The organism is 'Nostoc azollae' 0708 (assembly GCF_000196515.1).
In the GTDB taxonomy this organism is placed as follows: domain Bacteria; phylum Cyanobacteriota; class Cyanobacteriia; order Cyanobacteriales; family Nostocaceae; genus Trichormus_B; species Trichormus_B azollae.
Genome location: NC_014248.1, coordinates 2,912,453 through 2,936,617, shown reverse-complemented (window position 1 = coordinate 2,936,617; position 24,165 = coordinate 2,912,453). Strand labels below are relative to the sequence as shown.

General features: G+C 38.9%; 22 protein-coding genes and 4 pseudogenes. 15 read left to right on the top strand and 11 right to left on the bottom strand.

Going from position 1 to position 24,165, the window contains the following annotated elements; all coding sequences use genetic code 11:
• Nucleotides 1–42: 42 nt before the first annotated feature.
• Nucleotides 43–1,518 (bottom strand): phosphoglucosamine mutase, encoded by a 1,476-nt coding sequence (gene glmM / locus AAZO_RS13600; protein WP_013191710.1) that lies wholly within the window; start codon nucleotides 1,516–1,518, stop codon nucleotides 43–45.
• A gap of 479 nt (nucleotides 1,519–1,997) precedes the next feature.
• On the opposite strand from glmM, the gene AAZO_RS13595 reads away from it, so the two are divergent.
• Nucleotides 1,998–2,714 (top strand): biliverdin-producing heme oxygenase, encoded by a 717-nt coding sequence (locus tag AAZO_RS13595; protein ID WP_013191708.1) that lies wholly within the window; start codon nucleotides 1,998–2,000, stop codon nucleotides 2,712–2,714.
• Between the two features lie 214 nt (nucleotides 2,715–2,928).
• On the opposite strand, the gene AAZO_RS35390 is transcribed toward AAZO_RS13595, so the two are convergent.
• Together AAZO_RS35390 and AAZO_RS26725 are read right to left on the bottom strand one after the other, a co-directional pair.
• On the bottom strand, nucleotides 2,929–3,072 hold the full coding sequence (locus AAZO_RS35390; RefSeq protein WP_187289488.1) for a hypothetical protein: 144 nt from the start codon (nucleotides 3,070–3,072) through the stop codon (nucleotides 2,929–2,931).
• Between the two features lie 166 nt (nucleotides 3,073–3,238).
• The gene (locus AAZO_RS26725) at nucleotides 3,239–3,580 is read right to left on the bottom strand and encodes a CHAT domain-containing protein (RefSeq protein ID WP_049790714.1); all 342 of its coding nucleotides are present in this window, start codon (nucleotides 3,578–3,580) and stop codon (nucleotides 3,239–3,241) included.
• Between the two features lie 53 nt (nucleotides 3,581–3,633).
• On the opposite strand from AAZO_RS26725, the gene AAZO_RS30360 reads away from it, so the two are divergent.
• Nucleotides 3,634–4,427, top strand: a protein-coding gene (locus AAZO_RS30360; protein WP_085940207.1) for an IS5 family transposase whose coding sequence is annotated in 2 segments (ribosomal slippage) — nucleotides 3,634–3,985 and nucleotides 3,985–4,427 — 795 coding nt in all. Because the reading frame shifts where the segments join, the coding sequence is not laid out codon by codon here.
• An 861-nt stretch (nucleotides 4,428–5,288) separates the two neighbouring features.
• On the opposite strand, the gene AAZO_RS13575 is transcribed toward AAZO_RS30360, so the two are convergent.
• Entirely contained in the window at nucleotides 5,289–7,295 is a 2,007-nt protein-coding gene (locus AAZO_RS13575; RefSeq protein WP_013191705.1) for a DICT sensory domain-containing protein, read from the bottom strand.
• Nucleotides 7,296–7,835: 540 nt separating this feature from the next.
• Here AAZO_RS13575 and AAZO_RS13570 point away from each other — a divergent pair.
• Nucleotides 7,836–10,112: an amylo-alpha-1,6-glucosidase gene (locus AAZO_RS13570; RefSeq protein WP_013191704.1), complete on the top strand. Its 2,277-nt coding sequence runs from the start codon at nucleotides 7,836–7,838 to the stop codon at nucleotides 10,110–10,112.
• A gap of 204 nt (nucleotides 10,113–10,316) precedes the next feature.
• A pseudogene (locus AAZO_RS42510) lies at nucleotides 10,317–10,643 on the top strand (element excision factor XisI family protein).
• A 151-nt stretch (nucleotides 10,644–10,794) separates the two neighbouring features.
• Here the strand turns inward: AAZO_RS42510 and AAZO_RS13565 are convergent.
• Nucleotides 10,795–11,121, bottom strand: coding sequence for a DUF2973 domain-containing protein (locus AAZO_RS13565; protein WP_013191703.1), 327 nt, complete (start codon nucleotides 11,119–11,121; stop codon nucleotides 10,795–10,797).
• 233 nt (nucleotides 11,122–11,354) lie between these two features.
• A pseudogene (locus AAZO_RS13560) lies at nucleotides 11,355–11,680 on the bottom strand (DUF2605 domain-containing protein).
• A gap of 219 nt (nucleotides 11,681–11,899) precedes the next feature.
• On the opposite strand from AAZO_RS13560, the gene AAZO_RS35385 reads away from it, so the two are divergent.
• From AAZO_RS35385 to AAZO_RS38245, 8 genes are all read left to right on the top strand, one after another.
• Nucleotides 11,900–12,091 carry a hypothetical protein gene (locus AAZO_RS35385; protein ID WP_013191701.1) on the top strand — a complete coding sequence of 64 codons (192 nt, stop codon included), beginning with the start codon at nucleotides 11,900–11,902 and terminating at the stop codon, nucleotides 12,089–12,091.
• Complete coding sequence (gene thrS / locus AAZO_RS13555) at nucleotides 12,033–13,853, top strand: threonine--tRNA ligase (protein ID WP_013191700.1); 1,821 nt, start codon at nucleotides 12,033–12,035, stop codon at nucleotides 13,851–13,853. The genes AAZO_RS35385 and thrS overlap by 59 nt, the downstream gene beginning before the upstream one ends.
• A gap of 434 nt (nucleotides 13,854–14,287) precedes the next feature.
• Nucleotides 14,288–15,004, top strand: coding sequence for a response regulator (locus tag AAZO_RS13550; protein WP_013191699.1), 717 nt, complete (start codon nucleotides 14,288–14,290; stop codon nucleotides 15,002–15,004).
• Between the two features lie 42 nt (nucleotides 15,005–15,046).
• A complete protein-coding gene (locus AAZO_RS13545) occupies nucleotides 15,047–16,720 on the top strand; it encodes a SpoIIE family protein phosphatase (RefSeq protein WP_013191698.1) in 1,674 nt (557 codons plus the stop codon).
• Between the two features lie 3 nt (nucleotides 16,721–16,723).
• A complete protein-coding gene (locus AAZO_RS13540; protein ID WP_013191697.1) occupies nucleotides 16,724–17,167 on the top strand; it encodes an ATP-binding protein in 444 nt (147 codons plus the stop codon).
• Between the two features lie 175 nt (nucleotides 17,168–17,342).
• A complete protein-coding gene (locus tag AAZO_RS13535; protein ID WP_013191696.1) occupies nucleotides 17,343–17,783 on the top strand; it encodes a hypothetical protein in 441 nt (146 codons plus the stop codon).
• 131 nt (nucleotides 17,784–17,914) lie between these two features.
• Complete coding sequence (locus AAZO_RS38250) at nucleotides 17,915–18,190, top strand: M10 family metallopeptidase C-terminal domain-containing protein (protein WP_041640427.1); 276 nt, start codon at nucleotides 17,915–17,917, stop codon at nucleotides 18,188–18,190.
• Nucleotides 18,165–18,380, top strand: a complete 216-nt coding sequence (locus AAZO_RS38245; RefSeq protein WP_041640424.1) for a hypothetical protein — start codon at nucleotides 18,165–18,167, stop codon at nucleotides 18,378–18,380. Before AAZO_RS38250 ends, AAZO_RS38245 begins: the two co-directional genes overlap by 26 nt.
• Before the next feature lie 61 nt (nucleotides 18,381–18,441).
• Here the strand turns inward: AAZO_RS38245 and AAZO_RS13520 are convergent, their stop codons facing one another.
• Both AAZO_RS13520 and AAZO_RS13515 read right to left on the bottom strand, forming a co-directional pair.
• Nucleotides 18,442–18,858, bottom strand: coding sequence for a ketosteroid isomerase family protein (locus AAZO_RS13520; RefSeq protein ID WP_013191695.1), 417 nt, complete (start codon nucleotides 18,856–18,858; stop codon nucleotides 18,442–18,444).
• Between the two features lie 114 nt (nucleotides 18,859–18,972).
• Nucleotides 18,973–19,494: an orange carotenoid protein N-terminal domain-containing protein gene (locus tag AAZO_RS13515; protein ID WP_013191694.1), complete on the bottom strand. Its 522-nt coding sequence runs from the start codon at nucleotides 19,492–19,494 to the stop codon at nucleotides 18,973–18,975.
• A 268-nt stretch (nucleotides 19,495–19,762) separates the two neighbouring features.
• Between AAZO_RS13515 and queG the strand changes: the two genes are divergently transcribed.
• Together queG and AAZO_RS13505 are read left to right on the top strand one after the other, a co-directional pair.
• Nucleotides 19,763–20,734: a tRNA epoxyqueuosine(34) reductase QueG gene (gene queG, locus AAZO_RS13510; RefSeq protein ID WP_013191693.1), complete on the top strand. Its 972-nt coding sequence runs from the start codon at nucleotides 19,763–19,765 to the stop codon at nucleotides 20,732–20,734.
• Nucleotides 20,709–21,344, top strand: a complete 636-nt coding sequence (locus tag AAZO_RS13505; RefSeq protein WP_013191692.1) for an HAD-IA family hydrolase — start codon at nucleotides 20,709–20,711, stop codon at nucleotides 21,342–21,344. The genes queG and AAZO_RS13505 overlap by 26 nt, the downstream gene beginning before the upstream one ends.
• A gap of 243 nt (nucleotides 21,345–21,587) precedes the next feature.
• On the opposite strand, the pseudogene AAZO_RS13500 reads toward AAZO_RS13505, so the two are convergent.
• Nucleotides 21,588–21,964 (bottom strand): annotated as a pseudogene (locus AAZO_RS13500) (hypothetical protein).
• A 222-nt stretch (nucleotides 21,965–22,186) separates the two neighbouring features.
• On the opposite strand from AAZO_RS13500, the pseudogene AAZO_RS13495 reads away from it, so the two are divergent.
• Nucleotides 22,187–22,662, top strand: a pseudogene (locus AAZO_RS13495) (orange carotenoid protein N-terminal domain-containing protein).
• A gap of 69 nt (nucleotides 22,663–22,731) precedes the next feature.
• On the opposite strand, the gene arfB reads toward AAZO_RS13495, so the two are convergent.
• Together arfB and AAZO_RS13485 are read right to left on the bottom strand one after the other, a co-directional pair.
• Nucleotides 22,732–23,145 carry an alternative ribosome rescue aminoacyl-tRNA hydrolase ArfB gene (arfB, locus tag AAZO_RS13490; protein ID WP_013191691.1) on the bottom strand — a complete coding sequence of 138 codons (414 nt, stop codon included), beginning with the start codon at nucleotides 23,143–23,145 and terminating at the stop codon, nucleotides 22,732–22,734.
• A gap of 258 nt (nucleotides 23,146–23,403) precedes the next feature.
• Nucleotides 23,404–24,150, bottom strand: coding sequence for an ABC transporter ATP-binding protein (locus tag AAZO_RS13485; protein WP_420807021.1), 747 nt, complete (start codon nucleotides 24,148–24,150; stop codon nucleotides 23,404–23,406).
• Between the last annotated feature and the right edge of the window lie 15 nt (nucleotides 24,151–24,165).

Below are 24,165 nucleotides of genomic sequence, written 5' to 3'. Positions count from 1 at the left end.
TTATGCCTGGAAACTCCTGACTCCTGATTCCTGTATTCTTCTTCAAGCGATGTGTTTTTGTACTTGTGTTACCAATTCATTTGTCCAATAGTTAGCCAGTTCAGCATTAGCAGCTTCTACCATGACTCTGATCACTGGTTCTGTGCCAGAAGCGCGGACTAGGATTCTCCCACTATCTCCCATTGCTGCTTCAGCTTGGGCGATCGCACTTTGTACTGGTTGACAATCTTGCCATCCTAAACGCCGTTCCCTATCTGTTACTCGCACGTTCCGCAACAATTGGGGATAGGTTTGGAAACTTTGATCCACCATTTCTCCTAAGGAAACACCAGCTTCTTTGACTACCGTGGCTATGTGCAGGGCTGTTAATAAGCCATCGCCAGTAATGCCATAATGACGGCAAAGAATATGACCTGATTGTTCACCGCCTAACATTCCGCCAGTCCGTAGCATTTCTGCTTGTACATACTGATCACCTACGGCAGTACGCACCAATTTACCACCCAATTGCTGCCAAGTTTTTTCAAAGCCTAAGTTAGCCATGACAGTAGAAATAATTAGGTTGTCTGGCAGTTGTTGTTTTTGTTGGAGGTGACGACCCCAGAGATAAAGAATATAGTCGCCGTTAACTTGCCTACCAGTATTATCTACAGCTAAAACCCGGTCTGCATCACCATCAAAGGCAAAACCCATATCGGCATTATTTTCTTTAACTGCTCCTTGGAGAATATCCATGTGTGTAGAACCGCAGTTAACATTTATGCGATTGCCATCTGCTTCATTATGCAGACAGATTACCTCAGCCCCCATTTGTGTAAAAACCGCAGGTGCTAACCCCACCGCTGCACCCCATGCCAAATCTAAAACAATCTTCATACCCCGCAGATTGACCGCAGGTTGTAAAGGTTCTTGCAAGGCTTCACCATAATGCCCCACCAACTCTGTCCGGGAGTAATGCCTACCCCAATTATTGACACCAGAGGTATATGAAATATTCCCCCGCAGTCCAGCTTCAATTTCTGCTTGCAATCCTGGTGATAGCTTCGTACCATTTGCACCAAAAAGTTTAATACCGTTGTCTTCCGGTGGATTGTGACTAGCAGAAATCATGACTCCACCAATAGCATCAGTAATGCTAACAAGATAAGCCACACAAGGAGTCGGGCATAACCCTAAATACCAAACTTCTATCCCTGCTGCTGTTAACCCGGCACTCAAGGCCATTGCTAACATATCACTAGAGTTTCTGGAGTCTTGTCCCAAAATAATTGGACCAGATTGAGGTGTATGAGTACACAAGACAATCCCTGCCCAAAAACCTATTTGCACGGCTAAAGGCGCACTCAGTAATTCTCCAACTTTGCCGCGAATGCCATCTGTACCAAATAAAGAAGTAGCTGGTAAGGGAATGAGATTAATCGCTGAACTGCTGCCAATACCTGTTTTCATCCCTTCAGATTCTTCATTAATAGAACCATCCGAAATGCGGCCGTTAGTCCGAGCTATTGATGAAACCATACTTTTAACACTCCACACAATCACACAGGAGAATAGCACTTTACTTTATTTTCAACAATTCTGGGGAAATTCTTGTTCAACAATCAGTGCTTAATCATTTTTATTAATGACTATTTATTTTAACAAATGTATTTTAAGTAAAAATACAGATAGTTACTCATTAGAGATCTCCATGAATGTAGAGACGTTCTATGGAACGTCTCCACAAAGGTTCTAGATATCGCATATTTAATTTTTGGAGATGTCTATTGTTAATGATGAATCTTTTATGTATATGTATATATTTGCTTTCCCATGAAGATACACAAATTTTATTTTTTTTAGGCTCCTTGTATATAAATATACAAGTTAACCACAACTTAAAAAATATTAATATAAATTCTCATCAAATACTTCTAATCTAACGTTTTAATGACATTTTTTAGTCATTCGTAAAACAAAACTCCAGCAGTTAACTTTTTAAAATTGAGAAATTTAACATGAGCAGCAATTTAGCCTCCAAATTACGAATAGGGACAAAAAAAGCACACACTATGGCAGAAAACGTAGGTTTTGTCAAGTGTTTCTTAAAAGGGGTAGTGGAAAAAAGCTCCTACCGGAAATTGGTTGCTAACTTTTACTTCATCTACTCCGCTATGGAAGAGGAGATGGAAAAACACAAGGATCACCCCGTTGTCGGCAAAATTTATTTTCCCCAACTCAACCGCAAGCATACCTTAGAACAAGATTTAACTTACTACTACGGTTACAACTGGCGGGAGCAGATTAAATTATCCTCCGCAGGTGAAGCTTATGTACAGCGTATCCGGGAAATTTCGGCAAAAGAACCAGAATTGTTAGTTGCTCACTCCTATACTCGTTATATGGGAGATTTATCTGGGGGACAAATTCTCAAAGGTATTGCCCAAACAGCAATGAACTTGGGTGAAGGAGAAGGTACAGGCTTTTATGAGTTTGCTGATATTACCGATGAGAAAGCATTTAAAGCCGAATATCGCCAAAATTTGGATGCTATGCCCATTGATGATACAGCAGGTGATCGCATTGTTGAAGAAGCTAATGCCGCTTTTGATGTCAATATGAAAATGTTCCAAGAATTAGAAGGCAACTTAATTAAAGCGATCGGTGTCATGGTGTACAACACCATGACACGGAAACGCACACGAGGCAGCACTGAATTAGCTACTGCTGAATAATCATGGTTTTATAGCAGGAGTCAGGAGTCAGAATTCAGAAGTAAAACCCTTTTGTAGTCTGAATTTTACCATTCATTAATGTCCTAATCACCCTGTCTAGTGCTATAAGTATTTTTAACTTCAAATATCTAGGGGTAATTACCCTGTGATTGTTTTCTCTTGATGAAGGCAACCGGAGGGAGATTACCCCTAATATCAATTCAAAATTCAAAATTCAAAATAGACCAACAGCATGGGTTACACCCGCAAAATTCAAAATTTCCCTATTTAAAATTTCCTTAAATAAACTTTTAAAATCATCAATATCAGCAGTTATACAAGCACTGAGAACTAATAAATTAACTGCTGGTTTCTCCAATTTCAATTTTTCAATTTTATTTAACTTTATTCTTTAATCACCCCAGAACTGAATATAAGATTGCTCAGGTTTTCCAGGGTTAAATTCTGCATTGGTAGCTAAATGAAGAATTCCAAAACGTTGTTTTTATCTTTGTTTTTGTAAATTCTTAATTGTGAATTCTTGATTAATAAATTTTTTTGCCTGACCTCAAATCTTGAGTAATTTTATTTAATTCTACTCGTACTGCTGGCAAAGATTCAAGTTGCGCTTGAGAAAATTCCGATGCGCCCATTCCTAAAACTTGTAAATTATTAATCCGTGTGAAATCAGGTTTTATCAGATTAAAAGCCGGAATTCGAGCAATGCTATACTTTTCTACCAAAAAATGCTCTCCATCATGTAATGATGCTATGGGGAGAGTTCTTAAACCGAATGCTAAATAGAAAAGTATCGTATCTACTTCTTCAGTTTTGAGCGTAGATTCTAAGAGGCTATTGATAAAGTAAATGTAAAGGGGAGTAGACAAGGAATGTTGGAAGGATAGGATACATAAAATGTAGTGTATTTACATAGCTACTGATGGAACGAAAGTCTTACCCCACAGACTTAACTGATATGGAGTGGGAAATCCTGGCCCCATTGATTCCACCAGCCAAAGAAGGAGGGCATCCACCCACAACAGATATGGGTGAAATATGTAATGCCATCTATTTTCATTTGAAAACTGGATGTCAATGGAATATGCTTCCAGGTGACTTCCCGCCAAGGTCAACGGTATATAGCTATTACAGGAAATGGCAGGGCCAGGGGGTTTGGGAAAAATTCAACCATACATTGGGTGGTCAAGTTCGCTCGAAATTAGGTAAATCAACACAACCTATTGCGCTCGCCGCAGACAGTCAGTCGGTCAACACTGACCAAAAAAAGGGGATGTGTATGGTTTTGACGGATGTAAAAAGGTAAAAGGAAGAAAGGGGCATACTTTAGTTGATAGCCTGGGACTTATGTTGAAACTTGTTGTTAGTGAAGCGAATGCCCCAGAACGAATACTTGCTGCCTATGCACTAATGGAACTGCTAGAGGAACCCACAGAATTATTGGAAAAAGTCCAAGTTTTATGGGTTGATTCCGGTTATGACGGTGATAAATTTGCACTTGCAGTTTGGTTCCTGATTCAAGCTCATGTTGAAGTCATAGGACCTACTGAGCAAGAATTTAAAGTTTTACCACAACCCTGGGTAGTAGAAAGAACATTTGGGTGGTTTAACCAATATCATCGTCTAAGCAAGGATTATGAGCGCTTAATACAAATGAGGGAAGGGGCTATATATGCTCTTATGACTAGAATTATGCTACTTCCTCTTGTCTGCTAAACATTTACTTTATAAATCATCTCTAATCGTTTTTCCATCCAGTTATAGAGTTTTTGGGTTAGTTCTAAGTATGATTTAGTCCTAGGTCGGCTGGGACTGGTAATTTCTACATTGAGTTTTTTAAAAATATTAATTAAAGTCTGATTATCAGCATCTTTAACACTAAAACCTTTGGGTTTATTTCCAGGTGTAATGATGACTAGTTACAATTGTTTTGCTCGTGGACATATCCAGACTACAGAAGGTTTTATGGCAGATGGCAGTTTGTTGAGATAATTTAGAAAGTGTTTTGGCTATGTAGTTAGCCATTAATGAAACATTAGCCAGATTTTATCCAAAATATGTTTCATAATCTCTTTCTGAATGTTTTTCAACTTGGTTTACTGCTTCAATAAAGTTTTGGGTTTTGAGAAATCTGTCCTAATCTTCTTCTTTGACAGCGAGTGCAGGTTGATTGTGTAAGTAGGTGGGCGGAAAAATTTATAACTATGTCATGGCGAATGCAGCAAAGGGGAATCAAGCAATCCGAAGGGTTTCCAGTAATTTACATCTTGTTACATAGTTATGTTTCTTTGTGTCTACCTACTTTAAATGAAATTAAAAGTAATTGTACATAAAAATATTAAGGTTAATTCTAAACAATAACTAATGCTTTTTCGCCATTTATTATGAAACATGGTAATATTTTGAATGTAGAGTGGAAAAATGTTTTTGTTTATGTAATTTATGTACAATAATTGTTCATTCATTTTAGAAATTGGTGTTATTTTACAGCAGAATCAAGAATTCAGGTCGCCCACAAGGAGCGACGCTGTATAAATCTAATAAGCTATCAATAGCTTATGAATAGCTTAAACAAAGTTAGTGTGCGATCAATGATGGTTTTTCCTCCACGCTTCCTTGAACAATAGGAATTGTAAAGTGGAACTGACTACCTTGGTCTTTACCATTAGACTCTGCCCAAATTTTTCCGTTCCAGCCGTTGACTATTTGCCGACAAATGGCCAAACCTAGACCTGTACCACCAGCAGTTCTTCGCAACGCTCCTTCTTCTTGATAAAAGCGGTCAAATACTATTTCTAATCGGTTGGGTTCTATGCCACGTCCAGTATCGGCTACCGTGACTTCAACCATTTGATTGCGGTTGCGAGTAGCTTTAATGGAAATTTCTCCTTCTGCTGGTGTAAATTTACAAGCATTATCTATAAGTTTTGCTAGTACCTCCACTAACCAATCACCATCAGCCCTGATTAGAGGTAAAGTTTTACCAATTTGCGTTTTAATTTGCGGTATCTTTTCCGTTGATGACCGTGTACGCAGTCGGCTGAGGGCTAAATCTACACATTCTTGTAAGGTTAAAGATTCTGGATGCCATTCCACGCGACCACTTTCTAAGTTGGAAAGGGTGAGGAAATCTTGCACTAGTTTTCGCATCCGTTCTGAGTCAGAGAGGGCTGTACTGAGCATTACTTGTTGTAATTCCCAGGGCATATCTGGTTCAGTAGCCAAGCTTTCTAGACAAACTTGAATTGTAGATAGGGGAGTACGCAATTCATGCCCGGTAATGGCTATGAGGTTGCTGCGGGTGCGGTCTAGGGCTTCTAGTTGCTGATTGAGTTTTTCTAAGTTGGCAAAGGCTTCTGCTTGAATTAGGGCTGCTCCTATTTGGGTGGCGATCGCTTTGACTAAATCTAACTCCCCTGGTTGCCACTCATGGCTGGGAAAATAACAGTAATGCAATTCAACGATTCCTAGCAGTCGTCCCTGAAATAATACTGGTTCCATTAACCAAGAACGCACGCCAAATTGCTTGACTATTAACGATAAAGCTGGCGAATTTTTAACGCGATAGTCGGCGACAGTATCTGTAACACAGACTCCCTCAAGTTTTTGCAGTATTTCTTGAAACAGAGGATTTAGTTGTAAATCCCACGTTTGACCGAGGACAGATGGTACACCCTGATTTAAAAATTCATGTTCAATTGTGGCTGTGGCATCGGTAGCTTGAGCGCGATAAATTAGACAACGACCTGCTTCTAAATGTTGACCTAATTCTTGAGCCGCTACCTGTAAAATTTCCTGGGAGTCAAGCGATCGCCTAATTGCCGTACTAATTGAATTTACTAACCTTTCTTTTCTGGCTTGGGCAGTAATCGAACGGTAGGCTTTATGTAATTTATATTGACTAGCTTGTAAATAAGTTACTAATCGCTGTACAAAAGGGTCAGTATCAATATCACAAGCATATTCATTTTGAATTGCTGCGCCCAATTCTCTTCTTGATTCCCCGATGCCAAATCTCTGGCATACCTGAGCAACTTTATCCGCCAATTCTGGTCTGTAAACCAAAATCCTGCTTAATATCAACTCTGCGGCTTTGAGACTGACTCCTCTCTCGGAAGTCCAAATCCCCTCGAATCTTCGCGCCGTGTCCATATCTAAACTGGGGATCATATCTGGTAACTCCTGACTTTTGGCGATCGAACCGAGGTTTTCTCGACACACTAAACAGGTAGCATAATTATTAGCTACTACCACTAAATGCCACTCTTGACTTAAAGCATCATCCGGCTCAAAAGCTACCTTTTCATAATATTCCGAGCTATTAACAAACTCTGTTTCAGGTGCGGATAATACGTATATTTGATTACTACGCTGGGAAAGTCGTTGATAGCGATGCGCTTCTTGACGGTAGAATCGCTCTCGTTGGAAACTAGCAATAATCAGGGGTTGATCCAAGGTGGCAGCTAAAACCTGATCTTCCATTGCATGGGAGAGCGCCGTTAGTGAAGCCTTGAAATATAACTGAGGACGCAGGTAGGGTAGTGACTGTAGCAAATCACTCAACACAGAAGTCGAAATGCTCATGAATATCGTTAAACGGCCAATCTAGACAAGATCCACTTCACAGAAGGATTGTACAAATTCAAACTGGTCATTGGTCATTGGTCATTGGTCATTGGCGAAGAGAAAAAACTTTTACCTATCACCCATTACCTATTACCAATTCCCAATTGGTAGGCCTTATAAAGCACCTACCTGTCCAGATATTAACCCAAAACACACCCTGGTAAGTTTGGGTACTGCTGATGCTTGACAAAACTAAAAAAAATTTTAACTGAACATATGATTGAGTATTTTGTATGCCCAGCATCTCTCAATGCTCATCAACGCATAAATTAGTAGAAAATCCCCAGTTTCCAGCCTTGACTTCAGCTTCAGTAGGTATAGATTTATAGGGATTTGGGAACAGGGAACAGGTGACAGGTCTAGTTATCTGTTATCAGGGAAAAGGGAATAGATAATTTTTTATTCTCCGTCATCTCCCCCATCTCCCCCATCTCCCCCATCTCCCAGTTCCCAGTTCCCAGTCCCCAGTCCCCAGTCCTGTATAGGGAAATTTGGCTCATGACACCGGATACGTTGATTACCCCAGACAAAATTGTCCTAGATGGAAAAACTTTCATTTCTGCAGAGCAGATATATGTCCCAGAATGGCCTTGCGTTGTTAGTGAAAGACCACAGCCAACTTTGACGGTTAAAGATGATGATTTGTTTTTGGTGACAGATACGATAGGGAACATTTCTGGTTGTTCTCTTCAGGATGGCAATGCGAGTATGGGTCTGTTTTGTGCTGATACCCGGTTTTTGAGTCGTCTGGAGTTGCAAATTAATGGGCGATCGCCTGTTTTACTAAGTAGCACTGCAGACAAAGGCTTTGCACTCTCAGTTTTGTGTACAAACCCCAGAATTGACAATCACCTGAATGCTGATACCATAGGCATTCGTCGGGAATTGGTACTCAACGGTGCATTATTTGAAGAAATAGAAGTTGCCAACTACAGCACCACCAGCATCACTTTTGAACTCAGTCTCAGCTTTGATGCGGATTTTGTGGATTTATTTGAAGTCCGGGGTCATAGCCGCAAACAAAGGGGTAAATTATTACGATTAGCAGAGCCAACACACTTAGAAGAAACAGGTGATGGTCTCCTACCCCCAGCGACTCAACTCAATCGGGAAGAGTCACTGATACTGGCTTATCAAGGTTTAGATGGTGCGGTAATGGAATCCCGTATACAATTCCAGCATCAACAACCAGATTATTTCCAAGGTTACACTGCGATTTGGAAATTAGAATTAGCTTCTCACGAAACTAAAAAGCTGGGTTATCGACTGCATAAGTTAACCAATAATCAGCCCAGTTCTGGTGTGAATGCTGCTACTACCTTGGCACAAGCTAAAGCATCTGAGTTAATGGAAGAGCAAAATTGGGTACAACAAATTACCCGCATTAGCTCAGATAAAAGTCTTTTCAATCGAGTCATTGAAAGGGCTGAAGAAGATATGTATTTGTTACGCCAATCTTTTGGTAAGTACAAAACTGTTTCGGCTGGTGTACCTTGGTTTTCCACTTTGTTTGGACGGGATTCTATTATTACTGCTTCCCAAACATTGATGTTAAATCCCCAAATTGCTAAAGAAACTTTGATACTATTGGCAGCATATCAAGGTAAAAAGGAAGATGAATGGCGGGAAGAAGAACCAGGCAAGATTTTACATGAGTTACGGATGGGAGAATTAGCACGCTGTCAAGAAATTCCCCACACACCTTATTACGGAACAGTTGATGCGACTCCTCTATGGTTGATGTTGTATGCTGATTACTATGCTTGGACTCATGATCAAGAAACTCTAGAACAACTGTGGCGAAATGCTATATTGGCAATGGATTGGATTGATAGGAATCTCCAAGAAACTGGCTATCTCAGCTATTACCGTAAATCCAAAGGTGGTTTGATTAACCAAGGTTGGAAAGACTCTGGTGATTGTATTGTTAACCGCAAAGGGGAATTAGCCAAAGGTTCAATTTCTCTTTGTGAGGTGCAAGCTTATGTCTATGCTGCCAAAATTAAATTAGCAGAAATTGCTAGGATGAAAGAACGCCTAGATTTGGGAGATCGTTGGCAGCAAGAAGCCAAAAACCTCAGAGTTAGATTTAATAAAGATTTTTGGATTGAAGATGAAGATTTCTGCGCTTTGGGTTTAGATGGAGAAGGAAAACAAGTAGATAGTATTACTTCTAATCCTGGACATTGTTTACAATTAGGGATTTTTACACCAGAAAAAGCCTATAGTGTGGCGGAAAGATTGCGAGCACCTGATATGTTTAATGGTTGGGGAATTAGAACTTTAAGTAGTTTATCACCGGCTTATAATCCAATGGGTTATCACATTGGTTCTGTTTGGCCTCATGATAATTCTCTGATTGCGATGGGGTTGCGATCGCTCGGTTTAATAGATCAAGCTTTGGAATTATTTCAAGGTTTATTTAACATGACTTTTCAGCAATCTTATCAACGTCCACCAGAACTGTTTTGCGGTTATGAATTGAACGGTGATAATGCTCCTGTACAGTATCCTGTTGCTTGTACTCCGCAAGCTTGGGCTACGGGCAGCATCTTTCAACTATTGCAAATGATGGTGAACTTAGTACCAGATGCACAAAATAATTGTTTGCGAATTATTGACCCTGCTTTGCCAGAATCAATCAATCGTTTATCATTACACAATTTGCGTGTTGGTGGGACTATTCTCGATTTGGAATTTGAGCGAGTTGGTAGCACTACTTCCTGTCGGGTTGCGAACAAACGCGGTAATCTGCGAGTGGTGATAGAGGCCTAAACAAGATAAATAGGGATAGATATAAGAGGGATGGGATATTTACAAATCAATTCCCATTCTTCTTTATTGAGTCAACTTCATTGGGTAATCTCCAGAATTAAACCAATTATTTTTGATATTATGATTATAATATATACTCAAAGCATACCAAGTTATAACCATGATTAACTTAGATTTTAGTTCCTTAAACCAGGAGATTGTTTTATAGAAAGAATAAATTACTCGGAAACTATTCAAAATATTTTAAGCAACCATTCTGTCGATCATATAGCTAATGGCACAGAAGTTCAACTTTTATTTGACATAGAACGCCATCATTATCAAGTATTAAAGATCGGCTCGAAAGAATAACGGAGAACTTATGGAGTAATTATTCATGTTGATATCAAAGATGATAAGAGGATATAAAGAGATGGTGAAGAAATCGGTATTGCTAACGAATTAACCGCTGCTGGTGTACTAAAATAAGATATTGTTTTAGGATTTCACGCTCCTTATAAACGCCAATTTACAGGTTTTGCTGTTGGATAATTAGCATTGTAAACAAGTAAATTTATTACCTAAGTTCTAAGCTTTAGTGTAGGTATTACCTGTTTGTTGGAAATTAGTTAAAGCCAAAATTAGGGGTAAAGTACAACTCTAAACCCCTACAGATTCCCAAATTATAAAAATAATGAATTAATTAAGCTTCTTCTGAACGCTCAATTTTTTGACCAGGAGAAGATTCATAAAGAGCATCCAACTTTTGACGCGCATCTTCCACATTAATTGAACGCATCACCAATAGAGGTTCCTTAATTAAATTACCTGCACTATCTAATAATTCTGGATGGGGTATAGATTGTTTTTTTGCTGCATAATAGCCAAAGCTACCTTGATTACCCGCTGAGGATCTTACTGGATAAGGCCGTTCCCTGTCAAAACTGAACATAATCAGATTGCGAATTAAATTACCCACAGCGATAAATGCAAGAACGGTGAAAGCTAATATGTAAAGTAGGTGTAGCATATAATTATCCTCCAAGGGTAACAAGTTTTAAAACTTTAATATCGTAATGCTTGACTTCCGCTAAACCGTGATTTACGGTGGTGGCGAATGTTAAATTGGCTATTTGTGATGTGATATTTTGTAATCCTATGAGGATTAAGGTAACATGGGATACATTATTTCTTTATGAAAATAATGTTAAGGTTTTTTTCCTATCGTTGCGACTTAATGTACTGTTTTTTTAAACAGTTAAGTCACACTTGCTTTGGTTGACGATAGCGCATACCTACTTTCCAACATTTGCCTAATAATTGATGGCAAGGCATTAATGTTGCCATATATATTAATTAATCCCAACTTGTTTACCAGTTGCAGTAAATAGCATCTTAGACCTGCTTAGTTCTGCTTGTGCTTGATTAATTGGATTGAGTAAATCACATTGCTCTTGATCGCTAATAAATGAGACAATGTCATTTTGTAACAGTTCACGTGATCGCGCAAACCAATATTCAAAATCCTCTAACAATATCTCTAGGACGGATTGGAGCAATTCAGGAGTTGGTGAACTGGAATCTCCCATATATAAGAAGCATATTTCTAAATCTCTTTCTAAGATTAACGCTATTTACGATTCTTAACAATACTCTAATTTTTCCATATACATTTTTTCTAAATAAAATCAGTAATTTGAGATACAAAACACTATATAGGCTGAATAAAGGATTTGTCTTGATCCATAAGATGTAGATGAAAATATGTCTAAAGGGGTGTAAGGGAGAAATCCAATGACCAATGCCCAATGAGCCATTTAGTTTTGTCAGAAGCCGCTGGTTGGGATAAATTAGGAGAATCCATGGACAGTGGACTATTATCTTCTAAAGATATTTTTCTCAACTTTATTTTTAATCACTTCGCCAAAAGTTTAACACCCGATGTCGCCAAATCAAGAAACCCAACCAGCAGAGAAAATCTATTTACCGCATACCAGTGAATCAGAGACTCTAAAAAAGATTCGCCATACAGCTTCCCATATAATGGCAATGGCTGTACAAAAGCTGTTTCCCAAGGTGCAAGTTACCATTGGACCCTGGATTGAAAACGGGTTTTATTATGACTTCGATAATCCCGAACCCTTCAGTGATAAGGATTTGAAAGCTATCCAAAAAGAGATGGTGAAGATTATTAATCGTAAACTGCCACTGGTAAGGGAAGAAGTCAGCCGTGAGGAAGCACAAAAGCTCATTGAAGGAATAAAAGAACCGTATAAGTTAGAAATCCTTGCAGATATCAAACAAGAGCCGATCACTATTTATCATTTAGGTGAAGAATGGTGGGATTTGTGCGCTGGTCCCCACGTTGAAAATACCAAAGATATTAATCCCAAAGCTATAGAATTAGAAAGCGTTGCTGGTGCTTATTGGCGGGGAGATGAAACTAAAGCGCAGCTACAACGCATTTATGCGACTGCTTGGGAAACTCCCGAACAACTAGCAGAGTACAAACGCCGCAAAGCAGAAGCACTCAGACGCGACCATCGTAAACTGGGTAAAGAACTAGGTTTGTTTATTTTCGCTGATCCTGTTGGACCTGGTTTACCCTTATGGACTCCCAAGGGAACTTTACTGAGGACGATTTTAGAAGACTTCCTGAAAAAAGAACAGCTAAAACGGGGTTATTTAACTGTAGTTACTCCCCACATCGCCAGAGTTGATTTATTTAAAACATCTGGACACTGGCAAAAATACAAGGAAGATATATTTCCTTTGATGGCTGAAGATGCTGAAGCAGCAGCTATAGAACAGGGTTTTGTTCTCAAGCCGATGAACTGCCCTTTCCATATCCAAATATACAAAGGTGAATTACGTTCTTATCGGGAATTACCGATGCGGTTAGCAGAATTTGGTACTGTTTACCGCTATGAACAATCTGGTGAATTGGGTGGTTTAACGAGAGTGCGCGGTTTTACGGTTGATGATTCTCACCTGTTTGTCACTCCCGAACAGTTAGATAATGAATTCTTGAGTGTTGTAGATTTGATTTTAACTGTATTTAGAAGTCTGCAATTGAAGAATTTTAAAGCTAGATTGAGTTTCCGTGATCCAGCCAGTGATAAATATATTGGTGGGGATGAAGTTTGGGATAAATCTGAAGGTGCGATTCGTCGTGCTGTGCAACAATTGGGAATGGATCACTTTGAAGGTATTGGGGAAGCGGCTTTTTATGGTCCCAAACTTGATTTTATCTTCAGTGATGCGCTGGATAGAGAATGGCAATTAGGAACAGTGCAGGTTGATTATAATTTACCTGAACGCTTTGATTTGGAATACGTGGCTGAGGATGGTGCGCGTAAACGTCCGGTGATGATTCACCGCGCACCTTTTGGTTCTTTAGAAAGATTAATTGGGATTTTAATTGAAGAGTATGCGGGAGATTTTCCCTTGTGGTTAGCACCTGTGCAAATTAGACTTCTGCCTGTGGGAGAAGCACAAATTGATTTTACCAAAGAAGTAGTTGCCAAGATGCTAGCTTTGGGAATTCGTGCGGAAGTTGATTTAAGTGGCGAGCGCTTGGGTAAATTGATTCGCAATGCCGAAAAAGATAAAATACCAGTAATGGCCGTAGTAGGTGTGAAGGAAGTAGAAACCAATTCTTTAAGTATTCGTACCCGTGCATCTGGGGAGTTGGGAGTGATATCTGTAGATCAGGTTGTGGGTAAAATACAGGGAGCGATTAACAACTTTAGCAACTTCTAATACAATTTCTTTGTGAGGCTGCGTCGAATTTTTAGACCTCTTCTTTTCACACTCTAAAAACTTTTTGGGTTTTTAGGGTTTTATTACAGGGTTTTCAGCCTGTTTTCTTATAAAGTTAGGCACACAAGTTTATCAGGAAAAACATAACCCCCAGTTTTACAGTCTTTAAACATAGCTTCAATCCCAAAACCTAGATGATAGATTTTCAGCATCGTTGATATATCTGGCAGATTAGTTGATAGATACCAAGGCTCTGGCTCTTGCTTACCACTTCTATCAACTTATTAGTAGCCTCATTTGCCTGAAAACTAAACAATCTACCTACTTCAATGCGAAAATTCCCGCTACACTACGGACAAATGACCTGAGCAAAGTTGTTAGACTGGTTTAGGCTCATGAAATGTAAAACTGAGTATCACTGGTGTAAGTTGACTATGAGCAAAATTCGCATCGTGCTAATTGAAGATCATGATCTCACTCGTGTGGGCATTCGTACAGCACTCTTGCAAAAAAAAGACATTGACGTTGTCGGGGAAGCTGTCAATGCTGCTGAAGGCTTGAAAATGTTAAAAAAATTACGACCAGATATTGCAGTTGTCGATATCGGTTTACCAGATAAGGACGGTATAGAACTAACCAGGGAGCTAAAAGCTACTGCTGAAGATGAAGATTTAGATACTAAAGTATTAATTTTGACACTGCATGATAATAGAGAGGCGGTATTAGCAGCTTTTGCTGCTGGTGCAGACTCCTACTGTATGAAGGATATCAGATTTGATAATTTGCTGGACGCAGTGCGAGTAACTTACAATGGCAATGCGTGGATTGATCCGGCGATCGCACGCATCGTTTTGCAACAAGCCCAACAGAATCCCATCAAACCAGAACCCATATCCTTTAGGGAACACACAGATATTGATGCAGAATCAGCAGAAAATGAACAGCCTATTGAACCTTATTCCCTCACAGAAAGGGAGTTAGAAGTATTACAATTAATAGTCGAAGGTTATAGTAATGCAGTCATCGCTCAAAGACTTTTTATCACAATTGGAACAGTAAAAACTCACGTTCGTAATATTCTTAATAAACTCTGTGCTGATGACCGTACCCAAGCAGCAGTCCGTGCTTTACGTTCTGGCATCGTGGGATAATAGGTTTGTGGAGTGTAGCTCAGGTCAAAAATGTAGTCAAATATGACTGAAACAGAGGTAGAAAAGCTCAAACTCATGGTGGTAGATGACGAGCCAGATAACTTAGATTTACTCTACCGCACCTTTTGGCGCACTTTTAAAGTATACAAAGCTAATGATGCCCATGAAGCTTTGGCTATTTTAGATCAAGTGGGAGAAATGGCTGTGATTATCTCTGACCAAAGAATGCCAGAGATGAATGGCACAGAATTGTTCAGTCGCACAGTAGAACGTTTTCCCGATACAATTCGGATTTTACTGACAGGTTTTACCGATGTTGAAGATTTGGTAGATGCAATCAACTCAGGTCAAGTATTCAAATACATCACAAAACCTTGGAAACCTGACCAACTCAAAGCATTAGTCGAGCAAGGAAAGGATACATACAGGCTAGTAAAAAAACGTACAAAAGAACTACGTCATGCCCTCCGAAGAGAGTCTTTATTTAACGCCGTCACAACCACAATTCGGGAGTCTTTGGACTATAACAGCATCTTGCAAAAGATAGTAGTTACCATTGGACAAACATTTACAGCTACAAGTTGTGTACTGAGATTGGTAGAGGGTGATCGCTTGACACCAAACCAGTTTTTCTATCATGATCCCAAATTCTCAGATATCACACTCCCCTTTGATTCCAACCCTTTAATTGAAGAAGTCCTCTACACCCAAAAATATCAATTAACCCAAGATACACATCATGACAATTCTTCTCACAGTCTAGTAGTACCATTTACCTACCAACAGCATCTACTAGCTGTCATGACCCTCTATAAATGGGGAAGTGAAAATATTTGGCAAGATGAAGATATCCAAATGATTACAGGTGTAGCAGAACAAGCAGCCTTAGCTCTCTCCCAAGCAAAACTCTACCAAAGCCTGCAAGAAAAACAACAACAAATCCGCGTAGAATTGCAAGTAGCCCGCCAAATTCAAAATAATCTACTCCGTCAAACCCTACCAGAAATTGACGGTGTAAAAATACAAGCCTGCTGTTACCCTGCACGAGAAGTAGGAGGAGATTTTTTTGAAGTCTTTGTTCATCCCAAAGGTGACTTATGGTTAGCAGTCGGTGATGTTTCCGGTAAAGGAGTACCCGCCGCTCTATTTATGGCCAGTGCTATTTCCCTATTGCGTCGGGAATTATCTCAAGAATCACCAGCCGAGCCCAATATAGTCATGCAGAATCTCAACTATGCTCTAGCTGATGACTTAATGAGTAACAATTATTTTATTACTCTTGTTATTGCAACTTACAACAAAGTCACCAAAGAACTTGTTTATGCTAATGCTGGACACATCTATCCCTTATTATGGTCACATCAAGCAACTTTAGTTACTCAACCTTATTACCTCAAAGAACGTAGCATCCCGCTAGGGATTTTACCAAAATGGCACGCCAACCCTGGTCGATTTACTCTTGCACCCGGAGACACATTACTACTAGCCAGTGATGGCATTACAGAAGCAAAAGTATCAAAAAAACCTCATTTACATAAAGATAACAATGGTATCTGTCAGCAAACACACAGTTCCATGCTCAACCAAGAAGGACTTTGGCAACTTATACAAGAGGAACCTCAACCATTGTCTCTGGAAAATTTGCTAAATCGTATTCAAACAGACAACCATGTCCAAGAAGATGACCAAACTATACTCTCCCTGGAGGTTCTGTAACTAATGAAAAGTGAGCTTCACGTACCAAGTGACTTAAGTTTTGTCAATATTGTGGAAACTTGGTTGTTGGGATGCTTGAAAATCCATCTGGGGGACTCTGTGGATTGGTCAGAACAATCTGGACGTTTGCGTCTGGCGTTGGTTGAAGCGTATTCCAACGCTGTACGTCATGCTCACAAAGATCAGCCAAGTTTGCCAATCCTACTGCGTTTAGAACTACAAGATCGCAATTTAGTGATCGAAATTTGGGACTACGGTAAAGGCTTTGATATGTCTACTTACTTTCCTCCCCATCCTACCCAAAAACAAGAAGGTGGTTATGGGTGGCTGATTATGAATCGTCTCATGGATAAAGTTGAATATCGGTTACAGGTGAATGGTGCCAACTGTCTCAAGCTGGAAACCACAATCCCAGAACTGATGGAACAGACAGAAGGCAGACCATAACACAAAACGTGCTTTATTAAGAAATGTAACCAATTTAATAACTTTTACTAAATTTATTTGATTTATTAGCGATATTTATCAAATACTTTAAGATAGAAAGGCTACTTGCAGTGATATGAGGAGAGCCTGACTTTAAAATACCAATATTTAAATACCAAATTTACAACTAAAGCTGATGAGACCTTTATTCTGCCTATCCCCCCGCTATCGTCTTGATGATGAATCACCTTGGTTAGAAGGTATCGACCCCAGTCGTCATTACTGGATTGCGGTGAATGGAGAGAAAAAGGTGACATTTGCCCTTCCAGGCTTAATAGTGTCTTCCATTGACGAGTTCAAACAGATGATTCGTAGATTTCGTTCTCTACAACCAGGCGAAATCCTGAATCTGGCCAGAATTTCCAGCCGTTGCATAATTCGCTGCGTCACGAATAACTGCTATGCGGTGGAAGCAGAAGTCAATAATGCTCCTGTATGTCATCTTTTTGATCAAGAAACTTTAGAAAGTTTGTTAATGACAGCACACCCTAATTGGCAATGTGCGCCATCACATATTGAATTAGGCAGAAATCTATTACTACGTTCTTTGGCTCAACCAACTGCTAGTAAGGGCTAAGTATTCAAAATTTAAAATTTTCGATATTTTAGAGTAAAAAAGGAGTAAATCCCGAATTTATTCGAGAAATTGGGTATTTTAAGTCTTTACAACAGAATTCAGGATTCAGGGGTGAAGATTTTTAGTTATTTATGTGCAACCAAAGGAAAATTTTTACCGTAGATCATATAGGAAATGACCAACTGCAAGGTTTAGCAGGTGATGATATCCTCTGGGGAGGATTGGGTCATGATGTCCTCAACGGAGGACTCGGTAATGATGAATTTCGTTTCCAAGGTAGTGGAGTTTTTAACACTAATTTAGGTGTTGATTTGATTACCGATTTTGCAGTTGGACAAGATAAGATTGCACTTAGTAAACCTACATTCAATGGCATTACTAATGCTATTGAATGTAGGTTTAACTGACTTTACGGTGGTTGCAAATGATCGGTTAGTAGATGCTAGTAATACTCGCATTATCTTTAGTCAAGAAACTGCCAGTCTGTTCTATAACCAAGATGGTAATGTTTTGGGTGCAGCCGCAGTATTTGAGTTTGCTTATTTAGGTAATCCTGATATTACTCTCAATGGTAGTAATTTTAGTTTAATTGCCTAATTTTTGCGCCTGGAATGTGAGATGAAAAAGGTGGGCATTGCCCACCCTAATCCCACTTTTATTATGAAGGTATGAGTGTATATTCTTTGTGGGGTGGACGTAAAGAAAGTAAGTCTTGGGGTGATGCTAAAAGTTTGATTTTGGCTTCAATAATTTCCCGTTGTGGGTTGAAGATAAATAACCACAAAACATTAACACTGCACCAAGAAGTATGTGCTTTACCTGTAACTTGAATTTGGATGTGGTGGTCTGCTAAATTTTCAGTAATTCCTTGCTGGGGTTCGGCTTTGATGTCTTGGGCTTCTCTGTTAAGATAGGTGAGTATATTTTCTTTGCCGACAACAGCAGATTCTAATGGTGGATACATCACACCATCTTCAGCAAATAATCTAACTGTAGCTGTAAAATCACCTGCGTTTAAAGTAGTAAAATAATGCAAGATTGTTAAGTCTGTAATTCCTTCAATAGTAATATTCATGTTTTTAGGTTTGTTATAGGTTTTGATTTAATTTTATTTATAAGAAAATATTCCCAGATAATTACCTGGGAACAAAAATTTTAAAAGACATTGAGGTTGGGAGAATATCAACTATTAGTCAGCTAAAGGGTCAACACCCATTTCTATAACTACTTTGCGAAAAACGGTGATTTGCTGACCAAAATCCAATTCTTTGAGTGTTTCTAACACTTGTGCACCATCACGAGACATCTGATAACCTGCTGGTACAGGTACTACAAAACCCTTCGCCATTAATTCTGCTAATTCGTACCAGAAAGCTAATTTGGTATTAGCACTAAGAATTCCATAAGAACAAGAGATTTGAGTATTTTTTTGGGCAGCTAAGTCACGCATGGCTTCCAACTGCTCTAAATGAGACATTTTTTTGATTTGATTCAACGAACCTTCTGCTAACTGTAATCTAGCAGCACCTGTAGCGGCTGGGGTGATGGATTTACCCATTCCTGTGTAAGCATACCAAAGCACGGCTAGTTGGTCATCCACGGTGAGGGCTTTGAATACAGCAATGGTGGAGGTTACAGTATCAGCTGTTTGGTTGTTGTAGTTGAAGCTGCTAGAAAAGCGAGTTGAAGCTGAATCAGAAGTGAAAGTCATTATGTTCACCACAGTTTATTAACTAAATAGTCTGTTAATTACTGGGAGGCTGGCATCACTCTGGGTTGCTTGACCTCTTGTAAATTATTCTGCATTATTTCTTAACAAATTACAAATAAAGTTTACATATAGATTGAGTAGCAAGATCAAATGTATATATTCAGTAAATAGTGTATAATATAGCCCTTAGTTAAGTTGAAAGTTAAAGATGCACAAGACACAGTAGTATTGAATCAGGGTGTCTCTAGCAAAATGGCAGATAAAAAAAATGAATCAATGTGCTTTAAACAGCAGCTTGGTTAAAGAGAAAGCTAAAGAGTTTGGTTTTCACAAAGTTGGGATTGCCGCTATAGAAGGGATAGAGAAGAAAGACGCTCAGAGGTTGCAAGCATGGACCCAACTGGGTTATCACGCACAGATGGAATGGATGAAGAATCCCCAGCGTCAGGATATTCGGTTAGTGATGCCAGATGTGCGATCGCTTGTCTGTGTGGCGCTGAATTATTACACACCAGATCAACGTCCTGAAGGTGAAGAATACGCAAAAATTTCTCGCTATGGTTGGGGACGGGATTATCACAAAATCATGCACAAAAAGCTCAAGCAATTAGCTACATGGTTAGAATCCTTGAGTGAAGGGATTAAAGCTAGATATTATGCAGATACTGGGCCTGTGCAAGATAAGGTCTGGGCTGAAAGGGCAGGTATTGGTTGGATTGCGAAAAATGGGAATGTAATTACTAGAGAGTATGGTTCTTGGGTCTTTCTGGGAGAAGTATTAACTAATATACAATTGGAGAATGATCGCCAAGCTACACAACATTGTGGAACTTGTACAAAATGTATACAGGCTTGTCCTACTGGTGCAATTACCCAGCCATTTGTAGTAGATGCTAAGAAATGCATTGCCTATCATACCATTGAAAATAGGGCAGATACATTACCAGAATCTCTTACACCCCATTTACATGGCTGGGTAGCAGGTTGTGATATTTGTCAAGATGTATGTCCTTGGAATCAGCGTTTTGCTCAAGTAACTGATGTGACAGACTTTCAGCCTTATAATGGGAATTTAGCACCTAAGCTGGTAGAATTAGCGCAAATCTCAGAAGAGGAGTGGGATAAACGATTTCCAGCATCGGCCTTGCGGCGCATTAAACCAGAAATGTTAAGAAGAAATGCTTGTGCTAATCTTGATGCATCTAGGCTAAAGAATGACCCAGAAAGTAATAATATTTGATTTTGATGGGACAATTGCAGACACAGTAGAGGCTCTTGTCAGTATTGCTAATCGTTTAGCTATAGAGTTCGATTATATACAAATTACTCCCAATGAACTTACACTTTTAAGGAATTTAACCTCTAGAGAAATTATTAGATATTCAGGTGTATCTCTGTTAAAAATACCTTTTTTATTTAAAAAAGTGAAATCAGAGTTAAAGAATAAAATTACGGAATTAGAACCTATATCTGGAGTGAAAGAAGCGTTAATAGAGCTTAATCAAAAAGGATATAGGCTGGGAGTTATTACCTCTAATTCTCAGGAAAATGTCACTGAATTCCTGAGATTTCATAACTTAAATTATCTCTTTGAATTTCTATATTCAGGAGTAACAATTTTTGGTAAAACTACAATAATTAACAATGTATTAAGGCAAAAACAACTGAAACCCGAAACAGTTATTTATGTGGGAGATGAAACCAGAGATATAGAAGCTGCCAAAAAAGCGAATATCAAAGTAATTGCAGTGAGTTGGGGTTTCAATTCTCCAGAAGCACTAGCTAAACAAAATCCAGATTTTTTGATTCACCATCCCAGTGAATTATTAGATGTAGTGAAACTTTGCTAAAAGGTAAGAATGCAGGAGTCAGGAGTCAGAATGTTTGAGAAATTGCTTAATTATCACAATACCTTCGCCAATTTACACAAAAATAGGTCTGAAATCCCATAAAATCGTTACGGTATCAATAGGATTTCAGGGTTTTGGCACAGGTTTTGTTATCAAATAGGTATTTTTGGCGTTAGCCTGAAAAAGCTGAATGCTTACGCTAAAAGCCCAACCTATTGAGTTTGACAAAAATCTAACATGGTATTACTTTTCAGATGCTTGATCTTTTTGCAAAGCTTGTTCTACTAAATCATCACTAATACTTGTTACAGCCTCAGTCCTAGAAGCACCTATTTCCTTAGCCATGTCTAGATAATCGTCAGGATTACCTGTTGGCTGTACTTCAGTCTTAGTCTCTTCTGGTTCAGGAATTTGATATTGAGGTGCACTAGCAGTTTCAGCAGCAGTTCTTCCTTCATCTGTACGGTCAATTTCGCTGACATTGAATTGCTGTGCAGCGGCATAATCAGCTTCAAAATCTACATTTGGTGCTTTTTTTCACCACTAGCTATTTGTTCAGCAGTTAATTGTGCATCGTGAGTGGAAGCTTCATTAGGATTAGGCTGTACTTTATCAGACATAACTAAAACCTTAATTAATATTAATATTGCTGGGGTAAGTGTATCCAAATAACTTACTTAAATCTTGCTCCATAAGAGAGATATTCTTCTCAATTAAAAGGCAGATAAAACCAGGGTTAGCTAATTAGTAGATATCCTTCTTCAGGTGGTAGAGCCTAATTATACAAATCTGATCGTCCTGTAAGTCTTAACTGTAAAATTACTCTGGTCTGGTGATTAATAATGACCGCGAGTTACAACAAGACAATTCCTCAAGCTCAGGGCCAGGAAACTCAAAATTTAGTAGAAGAATTTAATGGCTTAGATACCGATGCTAAATTAGCTTGGCTATATTTTGTTTATGAAAAAATGGGTGATACTATTACTCCTGCTGCTCCCACAGCCGCAGAACCAGAATTAGCTCCAATGTTGCTAGGAGACTATTTACAATTATCGGATGAGGAACAACTAGAAATTTTATGCGGGATATAGTTAACTGTCAGGATACAGACTATTCTCGTGCCTATGGGGCATTAAAAGAAAATAACCAGTTATGAGTTTGGTATGTTTGGGCAGAAGCTATGGGGGATATAGTAGTGGGAATCCCAGATAATTATGAGTCAACTAAGGCAATTAATGATTTACTGCCTCGAATTGAAGAAATAGATTTTGAAGGTCAAATTTCTGTTTTAACAACTATTGCTGGTGAGATGGGTTAGAGCGATGTCAAGCCAACTCCGACGCAAGCAGAAACAGGCAAAACTTCGAGTTTGTAAATACCTCAAAGCTCATTCTGTAATTTTGCCTCGTAGAGCTTTAATTTCGCCGCGCTTAGTTTTACTGTCAATACGTTTATTTTTAACGCGGCCTGTGGGTTTTGTGGGTTTACGTTTTGCAGGAGTGATGGTGATGCTTTTGATTAAGGTTTGGAGACGGTTGAGTGCATCTTCTTTATTCTGTTCTTGAGTCCGATGTTGCTGGGCTTTGATAACGATTATCCCATCTTTGGTGATGCGCTGGTCTCCCAAATTAAGTAAGCGTTCTTTGTAAAGCGGTGATAAAGAAGAGGCGTTGATGTGGAAACGCAGATGAATGGCTGTGGCAACTTTATTGACATTTTGACCACCTGCACCTTGAGAACGAATTGCACTAATACTAATTTCGCTAATAGGGATGGTGGTTCTGTTGGTAATTTGCAGCATGGTGGTTTAAAGTCCTTGTAAAGGATAACAAATAAATCCCATTTGTATAAAATGATGATCGAATGAAAATATCTGTTCAATATATCTCTTCATTAAAATATAATAACTACAATCAGTAAATGACTATTGTTTATCTTGATTAAAAGTTTCAAAAACTTGCCAAGTTTGTTCTGCTATATCTTGAGCAATCCATAAAATATTTTAAATCTTCTCCTTTATTCATAATATCCAGTTTATTTTTGACTTCAATACCTATCATCAAGATAACACAAGTTGATTTAACTCTGCTGGAGTGAGGTGAGAATGGACAACTTCACCATCACGAAACCAAACAATCCTCTTAGTTTGACGTGCAACTTCAGTTTCATGTGTTACCATGACAACTGTAATCCCATGGCTATTTAATTCACCAAAAATATCTAAAACTTCTTGAGTTGTGCGGGAGTCAAGTGCACCTGTGGGTTCATCAGCTAAAAGAACAACGGGACAGTTGACAATGGCGCGGGCGATCGCTACTCTTTGTTGTTGTCCCCCTGATAATTGGGTAGGTTTATTATTGAGACGTTTTTCTAAACCTACTTTGATCAATGCTTCAATTGCCCTTTCTTTTCTTTCCCTAGGCTTAACACCAGCATACACCATTGGCAGCATCACATTTTCCATCGCTGTCAATTGGTTTAATAAATGGAATTGTTGAAATACAAATCCTAGCTTTTTATTGCGAATATGCGCCAATTCTGTATCACCGATTTGGGCTACATTCAGATTATCTAAATAATAATTTCCCGAACTGGGACGATCTAAACAACCGATAATATTCATGCCTGTAGATTTTCCCGAACCAGAAGGTCCCATAATTGCACAATATTCACCTTCTTCTATCACTAAGTTGATATCATTTAGTGCTTTTACTTCTGTTTCACCAATACCATAAACTTTAAAGATATTCTCTAGTCGAATGATTTCTGCTTGTGGTGCAGGATTAGGAATACTAGAATTGGTCATAGTTAGAGTTTTAGA